Source organism: Brachybacterium rhamnosum (genome assembly GCF_039526185.1).
Classification (GTDB): domain Bacteria; phylum Actinomycetota; class Actinomycetes; order Actinomycetales; family Dermabacteraceae; genus Brachybacterium; species Brachybacterium rhamnosum.
This window is the reverse complement of the sequence record NZ_BAAAIS010000002.1, coordinates 1,398,520-1,413,470: the sequence shown is the minus strand read 5'-3', so window position 1 is coordinate 1,413,470 and position 14,951 is coordinate 1,398,520. Positions and strand designations below refer to the sequence as shown.

At 74.1% G+C, this 14,951-nt stretch carries 12 protein-coding genes and 1 tRNA gene; 4 read left to right on the top strand and 9 right to left on the bottom strand.

Going from position 1 to position 14,951, the window contains the following annotated elements:
- Window positions 1-200 precede the first annotated feature (200 nt).
- Window positions 201-1,871, top strand: a complete 1,671-nt coding sequence (locus ABD080_RS08280; protein WP_343904363.1) for a formate--tetrahydrofolate ligase — start codon at window positions 201-203, stop codon at window positions 1,869-1,871.
- Window positions 1,872-1,902: 31 nt separating this feature from the next.
- Here the strand turns inward: ABD080_RS08280 and mnhG are convergent, their stop codons facing one another.
- From mnhG to ABD080_RS08250, 6 genes are read right to left on the bottom strand one after another with little or no spacing between them, the layout of a single operon-like run.
- The gene (gene mnhG, locus ABD080_RS08275; RefSeq protein ID WP_343904362.1) at window positions 1,903-2,505 is read right to left on the bottom strand and encodes a monovalent cation/H(+) antiporter subunit G; all 603 of its coding nucleotides are present in this window, start codon (window positions 2,503-2,505) and stop codon (window positions 1,903-1,905) included.
- Window positions 2,502-3,047 (bottom strand): MrpF/PhaF family protein, encoded by a 546-nt coding sequence (locus ABD080_RS08270; protein WP_343904361.1) that lies wholly within the window; start codon window positions 3,045-3,047, stop codon window positions 2,502-2,504. The genes mnhG and ABD080_RS08270 overlap by 4 nt, the downstream gene beginning before the upstream one ends.
- The gene (locus ABD080_RS08265; RefSeq protein ID WP_343904360.1) at window positions 3,044-3,580 is read right to left on the bottom strand and encodes a Na+/H+ antiporter subunit E; all 537 of its coding nucleotides are present in this window, start codon (window positions 3,578-3,580) and stop codon (window positions 3,044-3,046) included. Before ABD080_RS08265 ends, ABD080_RS08270 begins: the two co-directional genes overlap by 4 nt.
- Entirely contained in the window at window positions 3,577-5,133 is a 1,557-nt protein-coding gene (locus tag ABD080_RS08260; RefSeq protein ID WP_343904359.1) for a Na+/H+ antiporter subunit D, read from the bottom strand. Before ABD080_RS08260 ends, ABD080_RS08265 begins: the two co-directional genes overlap by 4 nt.
- Before the next feature lie 3 nt (window positions 5,134-5,136).
- The gene (locus ABD080_RS08255) at window positions 5,137-5,853 is read right to left on the bottom strand and encodes a Na(+)/H(+) antiporter subunit C (RefSeq protein ID WP_343904358.1); all 717 of its coding nucleotides are present in this window, start codon (window positions 5,851-5,853) and stop codon (window positions 5,137-5,139) included.
- Complete coding sequence (locus ABD080_RS08250) at window positions 5,843-8,779, bottom strand: Na+/H+ antiporter subunit A (protein WP_343904357.1); 2,937 nt, start codon at window positions 8,777-8,779, stop codon at window positions 5,843-5,845. Before ABD080_RS08250 ends, ABD080_RS08255 begins: the two co-directional genes overlap by 11 nt.
- Window positions 8,780-8,922: 143 nt before the next feature.
- On the opposite strand from ABD080_RS08250, the gene ABD080_RS08245 reads away from it, so the two are divergent.
- The gene (locus ABD080_RS08245; RefSeq protein WP_137769950.1) at window positions 8,923-10,266 is read left to right on the top strand and encodes an MFS transporter; all 1,344 of its coding nucleotides are present in this window, start codon (window positions 8,923-8,925) and stop codon (window positions 10,264-10,266) included.
- A gap of 22 nt (window positions 10,267-10,288) precedes the next feature.
- Here the strand turns inward: ABD080_RS08245 and ABD080_RS08240 are convergent, their stop codons facing one another.
- Window positions 10,289-11,089, bottom strand: coding sequence for a hypothetical protein (locus tag ABD080_RS08240; protein ID WP_343904356.1), 801 nt, complete (start codon window positions 11,087-11,089; stop codon window positions 10,289-10,291).
- Window positions 11,086-11,679: a dCTP deaminase gene (dcd, locus tag ABD080_RS08235; RefSeq protein WP_168198032.1), complete on the bottom strand. Its 594-nt coding sequence runs from the start codon at window positions 11,677-11,679 to the stop codon at window positions 11,086-11,088. The genes ABD080_RS08240 and dcd overlap by 4 nt, the downstream gene beginning before the upstream one ends.
- Before the next feature lie 108 nt (window positions 11,680-11,787).
- Here dcd and ABD080_RS08230 point away from each other — a divergent pair.
- Both ABD080_RS08230 and ABD080_RS08225 read left to right on the top strand, forming a co-directional pair.
- Window positions 11,788-11,858: transfer RNA gene (locus tag ABD080_RS08230), tRNA-Gly, on the top strand.
- Between the two features lie 78 nt (window positions 11,859-11,936).
- Window positions 11,937-12,521 carry a TetR/AcrR family transcriptional regulator gene (locus ABD080_RS08225; RefSeq protein ID WP_137769947.1) on the top strand — a complete coding sequence of 195 codons (585 nt, stop codon included), beginning with the start codon at window positions 11,937-11,939 and terminating at the stop codon, window positions 12,519-12,521.
- Between the two features lie 12 nt (window positions 12,522-12,533).
- Here the strand turns inward: ABD080_RS08225 and ABD080_RS08220 are convergent, their stop codons facing one another.
- A complete protein-coding gene (locus ABD080_RS08220) occupies window positions 12,534-14,939 on the bottom strand; it encodes a pyrophosphatase (protein ID WP_343904355.1) in 2,406 nt (801 codons plus the stop codon).
- Between the last annotated feature and the right edge of the window lie 12 nt (window positions 14,940-14,951).

The following is a 14,951-nucleotide window of genomic DNA, read 5'->3' as shown; positions in this document are numbered from 1 at the left end:
GAGACCCGCGTGCGAGACGTCCCCGCCGCGATGCGGCGCACCCGACACCGTCGCCGCCTCCGGGGCCACCGGGACCACCGGGCCGGAACCCGGCGAAGCCGCCGCGCGCCCCGCGCCACGACCCTAGGGTGAGGACTGCCGGCCACCCGCCGGCGCCGCCGCCGTCCCAGGACCACCTCCGTCCCGAGAAAGAGGAACCGATGCCGTCCGAGAACCCGGATCTCGCCATCGCCCAGGCCGCGGCGCTGCGCCCCATCGCCGAGATCGCCGCCCGCGCGGGTATCCCCGAGGAGGCGCTGATCCCCCACGGCCACCACATCGCGAAGGTGGACCGCTCGCGCGTGACCCCGTCGGGCGGCACCGGGAAGCTCGTGCTCGTCTCCGCCATGTCCCCCACCCCCGCGGGCGAGGGGAAGTCGACGACGACCGTGGGCCTCGCCGACGCCCTCTCCCTCGCCGGGAGGCGGACCATGGTCGCGCTGCGGGAGCCGGCGCTCGGCCCCGTGATGGGCGTCAAGGGCGGCGCGACCGGCGGCGGCCACGCCCAGGTGGTGCCGATGGAGAACATCAACCTGCACTTCACGGGCGACTTCCACGCGATCCAGATCGCGAACAACACGCTCGCCGCCCTCGTGGACAACCACCTCCACCAGGGCAACGAGCTCGGCATCGATCCCCGTCGGGTCCAGTGGCGGCGCGTCGTCGACGTCAACGACCGCGCCCTGCGCCATGTCGTCGTCGGCCTCGGCGGCCCCACCCAGGGCGTGCCGCGCGAGGACGGCTTCGACATCGTCGTCGCCTCGGAGATCATGGCGATCCTGTGCCTCGCGACCGACGTCGCCGACCTCGAGCGCCGAATCGCCCGGATCGTCGTGGGCTTCCGCTACGACCGCTCCCCCGTCACCGCCGGCGACCTCGGCGTCGCGGGCGCGATCACGCTGCTGCTCAAGGACGCGCTGCTGCCGAACCTCGTGCAGACCCTCGGCGGCACCCCCGCACTCGTGCACGGCGGCCCCTTCGCGAACATCGCCCACGGCTGCAACTCCCTCGCCGCGACCCGCCTTGCCCTGGACCTCTCCGAGGTGGTCGTCACCGAGGCCGGCTTCGGCTCGGACCTCGGGGCGGAGAAGTTCCTCGACATCAAGGCCCGCCTGGGCGGCCTCCACCCCGACGCGGCGGTGCTCGTCGCGACGGTGCGGGCGCTGAAGATGCACGGCGGCGTCGCGAAGGACGACCTCGCCGCGGAGGACGTCGACGCCGCTCTGCGCGGCACCGCGAACCTGCGCCGCCACGTCGAGAACCTGCGGCGCTTCGGCCTGGAGCCCGTCATCGCCCTGAACCGCTTCCCCACGGACACCGAGGCCGAGATCGACGCGGTGCTCGACTGGGCCCGCGGGCAGGGATGCCGGGCGGCGCTCTCCGAGGTGTGGGCCTCCGGCGGCGAGGGCGGGCGCGCCCTCGCCGAGGAGGTCCTCGCCGTGCTCGAGGAGGGCTCGGACTACCGCCCGCTCTACGACCCCGCCGACGGCGTGGAGGCCTCGATCCGCACGATCGCGACCGAGGTCTACGGCGCGGGCGAGGTGCTCCTGACCGACCGCGCCCCCGCCCAGCTGCGGATGCTGCGGCGCCACGGCTGGGACACGCTCCCCGTGTGCATGGCGAAGACGCAGTACTCCTTCTCCGAGGACCCGACCGCGCTCGGCGCCCCGGACGGCCACACGCTCCACGTGCGCGACCTCGTGCCGCGGATCGGCGCGGGCTTCGTCGTCGCGCTCACCGGCGCGGTGATGACCATGCCGGGGCTGCCGAAGGAGCCGGCCGCCCTGCGCATGGGGGTCGAGGCCGACGGCACCGCCCGCGGGCTCTTCTGACGGACCTCATCGATCCCGCGCCGGGAGGGGGTCAGCGGCGCGCGTCGCGCTCCGCGACCTCCTCGGCCTCGCGCTCGGTCTCGTCGCCCAGGTCGAGGTCGTAGCTCTCGGGGTCCGGGCCGAGGTCGTCGTCCTCGTCCTCGGGCTCGTCCCAGTTGCGGTCGATGACGGCGCCCGCGGCGTCCTCCGCCGCGACGACGTTCTCGGGGAAGCGGTGGTCCTCCGCCTGCGCCGCGAGGCCCTCGTGCGGGTCGTCGCCCTCGTCGAGGAAGCCGTCCTCGTCGTCGTCCTCGTCGCCCGCGTCCGCGAGGCGCGGGGTGAGCTCGTCGATCGCGTACTCGCCCCCGCGCACGAAGCCGCGGCGGAACGCGGCGCGGCCCACCATCGTGCTCGCCACGGGGACCGTGAGCATCTGCGCGACGAGCACGAGCACGAGCATCCCCGCGAGCGCCCAGGAGCCCACGAGCAGGGCGACGCCGCCGAACACGAGCATGAGCCCCAGGGTCTGCGGCTTCGAGGTCGCGTGCATGCGGGCGAGCACGCCGTCGAAGCGGTGCAGGCCCACGGCGGCGACGACCGTGAGCAGCACGCCGAGGGACATGAGCGCCACGGCGAGGATCTCGAGCGCGGTCATCGCGGGCCCTCCTCACGGCCGAAGCCCTCAACGAGCTCGTCGTCCTCGTCCACCGGCCCCGGTCCGCCGTCGGCGTCCTCGTGGGCGTTGACGGGGATCTCCTCCCCCACCTCGACGTCCTGCCAGGTGTTCGCGCCGTCGGCCGCACCGCCGTCGGCCCCCTCGGGACCGTTCCCGTCGTCCCCGCCGGCGACCCTCCCGGGCTGCTCGAGGTCGAGCGCCCGGAATCCGCCCGTCGCGGAGGCCTCCCCGTGCGTGCGCCGGCCCGCGCGTGCCGGGTCCTCGCGCGCCACGAAGCGCGCGAAGGTGACGGTGCCGATGAAGGCGAGGCCCGTGAGGGTGAGCATCGAGGGCACGGCCCAGGCGGCGTGGGCGTGCGCCGTGTACAGGGCGAGGGCGAGCACCAGCAGCACCACGAGCATGTCGGTGGCGACGGCGCGGTCCAGGATCGTGGGGCCGATGATCATGCGCACCACGACCGCGATCGCGGTGAGGGCGAGCACGCCGCCGAGCACGAGCAGGGCGATGTCGACGGGGGTCATCGCAGTCCCGCCTCCTCGAGCACCTCGCGGCGGGCGAGGGCGAGCAGCAGCCGCCGCTCCTGCGCCCGGGTCGCCTCGCGCTGCGCCTCCGCCTGCTCCTCGTCCGCCGCGCCGATGACGTGGAGGAAGAGGGTGCCCGTGGCCCGCTGCGCCTCGACCACGACGGAGCCGGGGATGAGGGTCGCGAGCACGGCGGTCATGGTGAGGAAGAAGTCGGAGCGGCTCGCGAGGGTCACCGCGATCACCGAGCTCGGCGGCTGTCCCGCGGGTCGGATCGCGTACCAGCCCACCTGGACCGCGGAGACCATGAGGTCGGCGAGGAAGCGCACGAGGAACGACGCGAAGCGCAGCGGCCGCAGGGTCAGCTCGTGGCCGACGGGCGGCATCGGGAACAGCACCATGACGAGCGCCGCGACGAGCAGGCCGCCGAGGACCGTCTTGAGGTCGACCGCGCCCCAGAGCAGGCACCACACGACGACCGCCAGGAGCAGCCCCACCCAGGAGCGGCGCAGGTCGCCGGACGTGCGGGTCATCGCTCCACCACCTTCTCGCCGGCGTCGTCGATGCGGTACTGGAGCTCGCCGGCGGCCTCGTCACCGAGCACCGCGGAGACGTACGGGGTGCGCTCGAGAACGGCGCGGGCGGCCTCGTCGGAGTAGGTCATGAGCGGGCCCGCGACCAGCGTGAGCCCCACCGAGAAGGCCACGAGGGCGGTGGTCGCCCCCGTCATCACGCGCGGCACGGGATGGTCGTTCGCGACGACGTCCTCCGAGGGCGCCTGCCAGAAGGCGCGGTTCCAGATCTTCGCGATCGCGTACAGGGTGAGCAGGCTCGTCAGCACGCTCGCCCCCACCAGGATCCAGCCGGCGGGCCGGTCGTAGGCGATGCCGGCCTCGACGAGCCCCACCTTGCCGATGAAGCCGGAGAACGGCGGGATGCCCGCGAGGTTCATGGCGGGCATGAAGAACAGCACCGCGATCACGGGAGCGGCCTTCGCGAGGCCGCCCAGCCGCGCGAGGTTCGTGGTGCCGCCGCGCTGCTCGATGAGACCCGCGACGAGGAACATCGTGGACTGCACGGTGATGTGGTGGGCGACGTAGAAGATCGTCGCCGTCATGCCCAGGCGGGTGCTCACGCCGAGGCCCAGCAGCATGTAGCCCATGTGGGAGACGAGGGTGAAGGACAGCACGCGCTTGAGGTCCGTCTGCGCGACCGCGCCGAGGATGCCGATCACGAGGCTCAGCGCGGCGGCCGCGAGGAGCAGGTTCGACAGCTGCGAGGCGGGGAAGAGCAGCGTCTCCAGTCGCAGGATCGCGTAGATGCCGACCTTGGTGAGCAGGCCCGCGAAGACCGCCGTGACGGGCGCCGGCGCGGTGGGGTACGAGTCCGGCAGCCAGGCGCTCAGCGGGAAGATCGCGGCCTTGATCGCGAAGGCGACGAGCAGCAGCAGCTCGAGCACCATGCGCGTGCCCTCCTGCAGGCCGTCGAGCCTCACCGCGAGCATCGCCATGTTGACGGTGCCGGTCGCGGCGTAGATCGCGGCGATCGCGGAGAGGAAGATGACGGAGCTCAGCAGCGAGACGATGACGTAGGTCGTCGCGGCGCGCACGCGGCTCGCGGAGCCGCCCAGGGTGAGCAGCACGTAGCTCGAGGCGAGCAGCACCTCGAAGCCCACGTAGAGGTTGAACAGGTCCCCCGCGAGGAAGGCCATGGACACGCCCGCGACCAGCGCGAGGTACGTGGGGTGGTAGATCGCGACCGGGGTGCGCTCGGAGTTCTCGGCGACCGTCTGCCCGCTCGAGTAGAGCAGCACCGCGAGGGTCACCGCGCTCGAGACGAGCAGCATGAGCGCGGTGATCCTGTCCGCGACCAGCACGATCCCCTGGGTGGGAGTCCAGTCGCCGATCTGGAGGACGAGCACGCCGCTCCCGGGGACCAGCGCGATGAGCGCGATCGCGACCGCGAGGATCGCGGCGAGGGTGAGGATCGCGAGCCACAGCTGGACCTTGTGGCGGTGGCGCAGCAGCAGGGTCGCGGCCGCCCCGGCGAGCGGCAGGACGACGGGGAGGGCGAGGAGCAGCTCCATGTCTCAGGCCTCCCCTCTGCCGTCGCGGTGGTGGTGGTCGGTCTCGACGGCGGGCCCGGCGCCGGGCGCCTGGGCGGGATCCCCCGTGGTCGGCGCGCTGTCGGTCTCGTCGGGGCCGCCGGGATCCTCGGGTCCGTCGGGCTCGTCGCGCGCACCCGCGGCCCCGGCGGGCCGGCGCGCGGGTTGCGCCTCGCCCTCGTCGGCCTCGGTCGCGTCCTGCGGGACGTCCTCGGCGCCGGAGAGGTCGTCGCCCAGCGGGTCCTCGGGCCGGCCCGCCTCCTGCGAGCGGCGCAGCGCACCGCGGCGCGCCTCCTCGCTCAGGGCCTGCGACCACGGGAGGTCGTCGGCGTCCCCGCTGCGGCGGCGGCTGCGGCGCAGCACGCGGCGGTCCTCGACGTCGTCGGGGACCTCGTCGTGGCCGAAGAGCTGCCAGGCCCGGTAGGCGAGGGCCATGCCGAAGGCGGTCACGCCGAGCGAGATGACGATCGCGGTGAGCACCATCGCGAGCGGCAGCGGGTCCGTCATCTCCGACGGCTCCGCCGTGCCCTCGAAGGGCGGCGTGCCGGGACGGCCGGCCGCGACGACGAACAGCAGGTTCACGCCGTTGCCGAGCAGCACGAAGCCGAGCACCACGCGGGTGAGGGTGCGTTCGAGGACGAGGTACACGCCGCAGGCGATGAGCACGCCGGCGGTGAGCAGGAGGGCGAGGCTAACGGACATCGGACTCCGCCTCCTGCTGCTGGTCGATCTGCGCGCCGAGGGTGCGCAGGAAGTCGAGGATCACGCCGAGGACCACGAGGTACACGCCCACGTCGAAGAGCAGGGCGCTCGGCAGGTGGACCTCGCCCAGCAGCGGCACGTGCAGGACCGGGGTGACGGTCTGGAAGATCGTGCCGCCGAACAGCAGCGGCAGCACCGCGGCGGCGGAGGCGATCGCCATGCCGGTGCCGAGCACGAGGCCCGCCTGGACGGGCGCGGCCTCGGTGAGCTCGTAGCGGCCGCCCGCGAGATAGCGCAGGGTCAGAGCGAGACCGGCGACGAGGCCGCCTGCGAACCCGCCGCCGGGCAGGTTGTGGCCCGCCATGAGCAGGTACACGGAGAACATCATCATCACCGGGAAGGCGAGGCGGGTGATGACCTCGAGGATCACCATGCGGCGCTCGGGGGCGAGGGTCAGGCCCGCGGAGAGCCAGGTGCGCCAGCGGTTCGCGCCGGTGACCTCGTCGGTGCGGGCGTCGAAGTTCAGGACGTTCTGCGGGAGCGGGGTGTCCGGGTGGCGGCGCCAGATCGAGGCGCCCGCGGTCAGGTCCCGCACGCGGGAGATGCCCTGCTCGCGGCGGGTGACGAAGATGAGGGAGGCGACGCCGGTCGCGACCACGAGCAGCACGGTGATCTCGCCGAAGGTGTCCCACACGCGGGCGTCGACGAGGGTCACGTTGACGACGTTGTGCCCGCCGCCGGAGGTGTAGGCGGGCTCGATGAGCTCGGGGCCCAGCGGGTCGAGGTAGCGGGCGTCGGCCGCGTAGAGCGCCGCGCCGCAGAGGGTGACGGCCGTGCCGATCGCGATCCCCCAGCGCCCGATCGCCCCGATCCTCAGCGGTCGGCGCGAGAAGTGCAGGGGCAGGCGGCGCAGGACCAGCACGAGCACGACCGTCATCGCGGTCTCGACGAGCACCTGGGTGAGGGCGACGTCCGGGGCACCGGAGACGAGGAACAGGACGGCGACGCCGTAGCCGGTGACGGAGATGAGGAAGACGGCCCGCAGCCGGCGCCGGGAGCGGGCCGCGCCGATCGCGGCGAGCGCGGCGACCGGGAGCACGAGCAGCTCGACCGGCGAGTGGAAGGGCACGAGGTTCTGCGGCAGCGGGGCCTGGGTGAGCGCGACGGGGACGGTCAGCGCGATCATCACGACGAGCATCGTGCCGAGCGTGTACGGCAGGGAGCCGCGCTGGAACAGCGGGGTCACGGCGACGGCGAGCGCGTCGACGCCGCGCATCGTGCGGCGGAACAGGCGCTCCGCGTCGAGGAACTCCTGGAGCCCCTCGCGCGCCCAGGTCATCGGGGAGACCGCACGCTGGAGCCGCTGCACCGGGCGGGCGGCGACCGCGAGCAGCGCGCCGAGGCCCAGGGTGACCACGGACGCCAGGAGCGGCACCCCCGGGTGGGGCACGACGAGCAGGTGGGCGTGGGTCTCCTGCTCCGGCAGCACCGCGGCCGCGCCGGTCAGCAGGTCCTCGAGCGGCCCCGCGAGGGCGACGAGCACCACCGAGAGCGCCGCGATCGCGGCAGGCGGCAGCCAGAACAGCACGGGGATCTGCGGGGTGCGGGCGCGCGGGGCACCGGCGGAGCGACCGAAGGCGCCCTGCACGAAGCGCCACGAGTAGGCGACGGTGAGCACGGAGCCCGCGACGAGCGCGACGAGCAGGCCCCGCTGGTAGGCGCCGCCGTACCAGAGCGCCGTGTACACGGACTCCTTCGCGACGAAGCCCAGCAGCGGCGGCACCGCGGCCATCGAGGCGGCCGAGACGATGCCGATCACGGCGACGACGGGCACGGCGCGCCCCACCCCGGAGAGGACGCGCAGGTCACGGGTGCCGAACTTCTTGTCGATGATCCCGACGACCATGAACAGGGGCGCCTTGAACACGGCGTGAGCGACGAGCATCGCGAGCCCCGCGAGCACCGCGTCCTGCGTGGCGAGGGCGCCGATCGCGGCGAGGAAGCCGAGCTGGGAGACGGTGCCGTAGGCGAGCAGGAGCTTGATGTCCGTCTGCCGCAGGGCGCGCCACCCGCCCAGCAGCATCGTCGCCGCCCCGATCACCGAGACGACGACCTGCAGCACGTCGAGCACGGACAGCGCCGGGGCGAGGCGCAGGATCAGGTACACGCCGGCCTTCACCATCGCGGCGGCATGGAGGTAGGCGGAGACGGGGGTGGGCGCGGCCATCGCGCCGGGCAGCCAGAAGTGCGTGGGCACGAGCGCGGACTTCGACATGGCGCCCGCGAGCACGAGCACGACGGCTGTGACGAGGTACGGGCCGGGGGCGGACCACATCGGGTCGGTGAGGATCGCGGAGAGCCGGAGGGACCCGGCGGCCTGGCCCAGCATCAGCAGGCCCACGAACATCGCGAGGCCGCCCGCGGTGGTCGAGACGAGCGCGTTCATCGCGGCGCGGCGGGAGGACTGCTTCTCCTGGTAGTGCCCGATGAGCAGGTAGGAGAAGACGGTCGTGAGCTCCCAGAAGGTGTAGAGCACCATGACGTCGTCCGCGAGGACGAGGCCCACCATCGCGCCGGCGAAGGCGGTGAGCACCCCGGCGAAGCGCCCCAGCGCGGGCTCGGTGTCCTTGAAGTAGCGGGCGCAGTACAGGAGCACGATCGCGCCGATCCCGGTCGCGATGAGCGCGAGCACCCAGCTCAGCGTGTCCACACGGAAGGCGAGCCCGATCCCGAAGGCCGGGATCCAGTCCGCGGAGATGTCGACCGGGGCGCTCGCGAGGGACGCCGGGTCGAAGGCCGTGGCGAGCCAGAGCGCGGAGCCCGCGGGCACGAGCGCGAGCGGGTAGAAGGCGTTGCGGCCCAGCATCCTCACCAGCAGCGGCGCGAGGAGCGCGGCGAGCAGATGGGCGAGGAGCATGAACAGCATGCGGTCTCCGTCCATCGCGGGGGAAAGGGCCTCGTCCAGTCTACTGTCCGGGGTCCGCCCCCTCCCGCCGTCCGGGACACTTCTCACTCTCGGCGAACACGGGCATCCTGCGCCGGCGCCCGCGGGCTTCGTACAGTGACCCCATGCCCGCGACCTCGCGCCCCGCCGCCCCCCGCTCCCTGCGCCGCGCGGTCACCGCCTTCGCGCTCTGGGACGGCGGGATGTCCGCCTTCAGCTCGGTGATCCTCACCTTCGTGTTCTCGACCTACGTCGCGAGCGCCGTCGCCGCGGAGGGCGCCGTGGGCGACGCCGCCGTGAAGGCCGCGCAGGACCACGGCTCGCAGGTCCTCACCACCTGGCAGGCCGTCGGCGCGGTCGCGATCGCGCTGCTCGCCCCGCTCCTGGGGAACCTCGCGGACCGCGGCGGGGTGCGCAACGCCCTGCTGCGGATCACCACGCTCGCGACCGTCGCGATCGTCGCCCTCATGCCCACGGTCGCCCGGGACGCGGACTTCCTGGTCTGGGGCGCGGTCCTCATCGCGCTCGGCGTCGTGACGAGCGAGCTCGCGGGGGTGTTCGTGAACTCGGTGCTGCCGGAGATCTCCACGCCCGCGAACCGCGGCCGCATCTCGGGGACCGCGTGGGCGGTGGGCTACTGGGGCTCGATCGTGTGCCTGGGCGTGGTGCTGGTCGGCTTCGTCATGCCGGGCACGGGCCTGCTCGGGATCACGGGCGAGGCGGGCTGGAACCTGCGGGCGATCCCCGTGTTCGTCGCGCTGTGGATCCTCGCCCTGACCCTGCCGCTGCTGCTGTGGGCGCCCCGCCACGAGGCCCTCGAGCCCGTGGCGCGGTGGACGCCCTGGCAGGGCTACGCCGACATCGTCCGTCGCGTGGTGCGGGCGGTGCGTGAGGAGCCCGTCATGCTGCAGTACCTCGTGGCCTCGGCGATCTACCGCGACGGCCTGGGCGCCGTGTTCTCGATCGCGGGCGTGCTCGCGGCGAACGCGTACGGCTTCACGACCGTCGAGGTGATCGTGTTCGGCATCGCCGCGAACCTCGTCGCCGGGATCGGGGTGTTCCTGGGCGGCCGGATCGACGACGCCGTGGGGCCGCGGCCGGTGATCATCGGCGGCTGCGCGGCGATCGTGGTGCTGGGCCTCGTGGTCCTGTTCCTGCCGGCGACGGCCGTGTTCTGGGTCGCCGGCCTCGCGATCTGCCTCTTCGTGGGCCCGGTGCAGTCCGCCTCGCGGAACCTGCTCACGCGCCTCTCGCAGCCCGGCCGGGAGACGGAGAACTTCGGCCTCTACGCGACGACGGGCCGGGCGCTGGGCTTCCTCGGCACGGCGGCCTTCGCGCTCGTGGTCTGGATCGCGCAGGACACCCGCACCGGGATCCTCGGGATCGTCGTCGTCATCGCGATCGGCCTGCTGGCCTTCGTGCCGATCCGCCTGGGCGGCGCGGGGCGCGCGGCCTCCGCCTCGGTCTGAGCCCCGCTCGGGCGAGGACAGCTCAGGCGAGATCCGCAGGATCGACGAGGAAGCCCTCGAGGTCCACGACGTAGCCGCCGACGCTCTCGACGAGCAGGCCCGCGAGCAGCCCGATCCGGCGGTAGGCCGCCATCCAGCGCTCCCCCGTCGCCGCGTCGGGCAGCTCGGTCTCCTCCTCGTCGGGATCCGCGGGCAGGTGCACGATCGCGTAGTCCACGGCCCCGTCGATCCAGCCCAGCCGTGCGAGGGCCGTGGGAGCGGAGCTGCGTCCCACGCGCAGGGCGATCTCCTCGCCCTCCCCCACCGGGATCGTGACGCTGTAGCCGGTCGCGGAGGCGCCGTCCGGCACCTCGTCGAGCTCCGCCTCGGGCTCGAGCGGCGCGATGAGCTGCGCGAGGGACTCCGGGGCGAGTGCGTGCGGGCTCACCACGGTGAGGTCGCGGACGTGGAAGGGGTGCGGCTCGAGGCGCACGCCGCCGTCGGTGACGACCGCGCCGTGCAGGCGCCGCGCGAGGGACCACAGCAGGTCCAGCGCCTCGCGCTCCGCACCGAAGGGCAGGCCCCCGGGGAAGGCGCGGCCGTAGCCGCGGAGGTCGTCGCCGCCCTCGGGGGCCGGGTCCTCACGGTCCCGGTCGACCTCGAGGGTCCAGCGGCCCGCGCCGCGCGGCGAGGTGTCCGGGACGAGCAGCGCCGCGTCGCCGAGATCGAGCGCGCCGTCCTCACGGCGGGAGGCCGCGGGGCGCACGTTCGTGATCATCGTCAGCACGTCCTCCGGCGCGGTGTCCCGCGGGAGCTGCAGGCGGTGGGAGGTGCGAGCGGTCACTGCTCCTCCTGGAGGGGGATGCGGGTGCGGTGGAAGTTCAGGTGCGAGCGCGAGGCGGTGGGGCCGCGCTGCCCGTGGTAGCGGTTGAGGTTGCCCTCGCTGCCGTAGGGGCTGTCCGAGGCGGAGGACAGCCGGAAGAAGCACAGCTGCCCGATCTTCATGCCCGGCCACAGCGCCACGGGGAGCGTCGCCATGTTCGAGAGCTCGAGGGTGATGTGCCCCTGGAACCCCGGGTCGATGAAGCCCGCGGTGGAGTGGGTCAGCAGGCCCAGGCGCCCGAGCGAGCTCTTCCCCTCGAGCCGCGCGGCGACGTCGTCCGGCAGGGTCACCTGCTCGTAGGTGGAGGCGAGCACGAACTCGCCGGGGTGGAGCATGTACGGCTCGTCGGGGTCCACGGCGACCTCGCGCGTGAGCTCCCCCTGCTCGACCGACGGGTCGATCATCGCGTACTTGTGGTTGTCGAAGAGCCGGAAGTAGCGGTCGATGCGCACGTCGACCGAGGCCGGCTGGATCATCTGCGCGTCGAAGGGGTCCAGGCGCACGCGCCCGCCCTCGATCTCGGTCCGGATGTCGTGGTCGCTCAGCAGCACGCGTGCCAGCCTAGCCCGCCCCGTCGTGGTCGTCAGCCGGCGTCCGATTCGCGCCGCGGCCTGGGCACGGGGTATGCTCTCGGAGGTCGTCGGCCGATGCCGGCGCATGCGGGTGTAGTTCAATGGTAGAACTTCAGCTTCCCAAGCTGACAGCGCGGGTTCGATTCCCGTCACCCGCTCTCGGACAGGAACCGCAGGCCATCGGCCTGCGGTTCCTGCGTACACGGGGGCGTGGGCCCCACGACCCCGGAGGCGTGATGCCCAAGATCATCGGAGGCTCGCTCGAGGAGCACCGCGAGCGCACTCGGGAGAAGATCTTCGCGGCGCTCGGCGAGCTCCTCGAGGCGCAGGACTTCGACGCGGTGACCTTCTCGGCGATCGCCGAGCGCGCCGGGGTGGGTCGCACCGCCATGTACAACCACTTCCCGGACAAGGACACGCTCCTGGTCGCGTACGCGATGCACGAGACGGCCGGATACATCGAGCAGCTCCGCGCCTCGACCGCGGGCGCCCCCTCCCCCGTCGAGGCGGTGCGCCGCTACGTGCGCACCCAGCTCGAGCTGTCCCTCACCTTCCACATGCCGCAGTCCTCGACGATGCGCACCGCCCTCACGGCGGAGAACGCGGCGCGGATGCGGGAGCACGTCGTGCTCATCGAGGAGGTGCTGCGCACGATCGTCCGGGACGGCGTGGCCGACGGCTCCTTCTCGCCCGCGCTCGACGTCGACGCGACGGTGCGGATCGTCAACGGCCTCGTCGTGGGACCGACGGCCCGGCGCTACTCCCCCGAGGCGCTCGAGGACTTCGTCCTGCGCGGTCTCGGCGCGGATCCCACGGCCTGATCCCGCAGGCCGTCAGCGACGGTCCTCGTCGCTCTCCCAGCTCATCGAGTCGATGGTCTCGAGCTCCTCGTCGTCGCGGTCGTCCCGGCGGCCGAAGAGCGGCGCGGAGACCTCGCCCTCCCCGTCCTCGAGATCGACCTCGGGAGCGGTCGCGGCGACCACCCAGGTGACGACGACGATCGCGATCGCGACGACGGCCACGCCCCAGCGCAGGTAGTGGCTCGTGCCGCCGGTGATCATCGCGACCGGCGAGGAGACCACGAGGGCCCCCGCGAGCGCGCCGACCAGCAGCAGCGGGGCGGCGGTCGCGCCGAGCGTCGAGCGCAGGACGCCCGTGAGCACGGCGCCGCCGAGGGCGCCGGAATGGCCCCAGGAGCCGGGACCGCCGTAACGGCCCGCGGCGATCGTGTCCGCGGCGCCCTCGAGCGTCGCGGCGGAGCCGATCGCCCAGACGCCGAGCCCGGCCGCGGTGAGCGCCGCGCCGACCACGTAGCCGGCCAGGGCGCTCGGCCCCAGCCCGTAGGCGGCGACGACGGGGGCGAGCAGGGCGACGGCGAGGGCCGGCACGGCGGCGCGGCGCGAGCCGTCACGCAGGTCGCCGACGCTCAGACGGTCCTGGTCCTCGAGCAGCGCGGCGCGCGCGGCGACCACGGCGAGGGCGCCCGCCCGGCGCGCGGCGTCGGCGAGCGAGGCGAGGACCAGCAGCACGGCCATGATGCCGAGGGCGAGGCCGCCCAGTAGGGTCACGGACTGCGGGGTGACCGCGTGCAGCGCCCGCTCCTCCCACACCGAGGAGGCGCGGGCGGCGACCTGGACGGTCGTGACGACGGGGCCGACGGCCGCGAGGCCCCCGAGCACGGCGGCGAGCAGCAGCGCCAGGCGGGGGCCGGTCGCGGAGGCGGTGGCCGCCTCGCGCCGTTCGCGGTCCGCGCCGGGACGGTCCAGCAGGGTCGTCGCGAGGAAGGACGCCCCGAAGCCGCTCACGACGACGAGGGCGCCGAGACCCGCATGGACGAGCAGGGCGAGGGCGAGCGCGGGGATCCCGGCGGAGAGCACGCTGATCACGGCCGTGACGAGGACCACGAGGCCCAGGGCGGAGGCGGCGACGAGGGCCGCGGAGCCGAGGCCCGCGACGGTGCCGAGGGCCCCGCCGGTGCGGCTCGTGCGGGCCGCGCGCAGCACGCTCCGGCCGTGGCGGTCCGCGAGCGTCCCGCCGAGCAGCACGACGCCGAGGGCCACGAGGGCGCCGAGCGCGAGGGCGCCCGCGACCACGGTCGCCGGGGAGATCGTGTACAGGGTGAGGACGTCGAGGAAGGCGCCGGCGTCCCGGGAGTCGTCGGTCGCGGAGATCCACTGCGACATGTCGGTGACCGCGGACTCGATCTGCGGCTCGAGATCGGTGCGGGCCATCGGCTCGTTGCCCGCGATCGCGGTGTCGGTGAACTTGCCCATGCCGACCTGGTCGAAGCGCAGGTTCTTGTACGCCGAGGGCAGCCACAGCGCAGCGGCGACCACGGCGCCGACGCCGCCGGCGAGGGCGGGCGCGAGACCGCCCAGGCGCAGTCGCCCGGCGATCGGCCCCTCCCCGCGCACCACCGGCCAGAGGGCGGAGGCGAGGGCGACGAGCACGGACGTGCCGAGCGCGAGCAGCACCACGAGCACCGCCTCGCCCGCGAGCACGGGCAGGCCGATCTGCAGGCCGAGGGCCGCGAGGGCGGCGGCGACGGCGACGAGGTCCGCGGCGAGGCCGCCGCCGCGGCGGGCCATCCGCGCCGAGCGCAGCAGCGGGGCGCCGAGGTTGTCCTCGGCGTCGGCGGCGAGCTCGTGCTCGTCCGTGCCCACGAGCAGGGCGGCCGCGTCGCCCGCGGCGTCCGCGGTGACGGCGGTCGCGCGCAGGGCGAGGGCGGAGACGGCGGCGCCCGCGGCGAGCGCCACGAGCGGGGCGGAGGCCGCCTGCTGGAGGAACCACAGGGACAGCGAGACCGGGAGCACCACGAGCGCGAGGGCCCCGGCGACGGTCAGCGCGCCGAGGCGCGGCAGCAGGGTCCCCCGGCGCTCCTCGTCCAGGCCGAGCGCCGCGATCTGCACGGCGGTCCCGCGCCACGCGGCGAGCGGCCCCAGCAGCAGCCCCACGAGCATCAGGGCCGAGCGCAGGATCCGCTGGTCCGTGTCCCCCGGCAGGAGGAGCGCGAGCAGCACGAGCGGGAGGCCGATCCACAGGATCACGGAGCCGCCCGCGCTGAGCCCGCGCCCGAGGCGCAGGCCGAGCTCGGGGTCGATCTCCGCGCCGTCCTCGTCGCGCCGCAGCCGGGAGGGCACGACGGCCCCCGCGACGAGCGCGGCGATCGAGAGGACGCCGAGGATGAGGAGCGCGACGGCGAGGTCGTCGCCGAGCGGGAAGTCGGTGATGAGGTCCACGATCAGCTTCCG

Bases quoted from the DNA above. Each gene is read 5' to 3' on its own strand.
- ABD080_RS08280 (WP_343904363.1), top strand. From the start codon at position 201: ATGCCGTCCGAGAACCCGGATCTCGCCATCGCCCAGGCCGCGGCGCTG.
- mnhG (WP_343904362.1), bottom strand. From the start codon at position 2,505: ATGACCGCGCTCGAGATCCTCGCCGTGGCGCTCATGTCCCTCGGCGTG.
- ABD080_RS08270 (WP_343904361.1), bottom strand. From the start codon at position 3,047: ATGACCCCCGTCGACATCGCCCTGCTCGTGCTCGGCGGCGTGCTCGCC.
- ABD080_RS08265 (WP_343904360.1), bottom strand. From the start codon at position 3,580: ATGACCCGCACGTCCGGCGACCTGCGCCGCTCCTGGGTGGGGCTGCTC.
- ABD080_RS08260 (WP_343904359.1), bottom strand. From the start codon at position 5,133: ATGGAGCTGCTCCTCGCCCTCCCCGTCGTCCTGCCGCTCGCCGGGGCG.
- ABD080_RS08255 (WP_343904358.1), bottom strand. From the start codon at position 5,853: ATGTCCGTTAGCCTCGCCCTCCTGCTCACCGCCGGCGTGCTCATCGCC.
- ABD080_RS08250 (WP_343904357.1), bottom strand. From the start codon at position 8,779: ATGCTGTTCATGCTCCTCGCCCATCTGCTCGCCGCGCTCCTCGCGCCG.
- ABD080_RS08245 (WP_137769950.1), top strand. From the start codon at position 8,923: ATGCCCGCGACCTCGCGCCCCGCCGCCCCCCGCTCCCTGCGCCGCGCG.
- ABD080_RS08225 (WP_137769947.1), top strand. From the start codon at position 11,937: ATGCCCAAGATCATCGGAGGCTCGCTCGAGGAGCACCGCGAGCGCACT.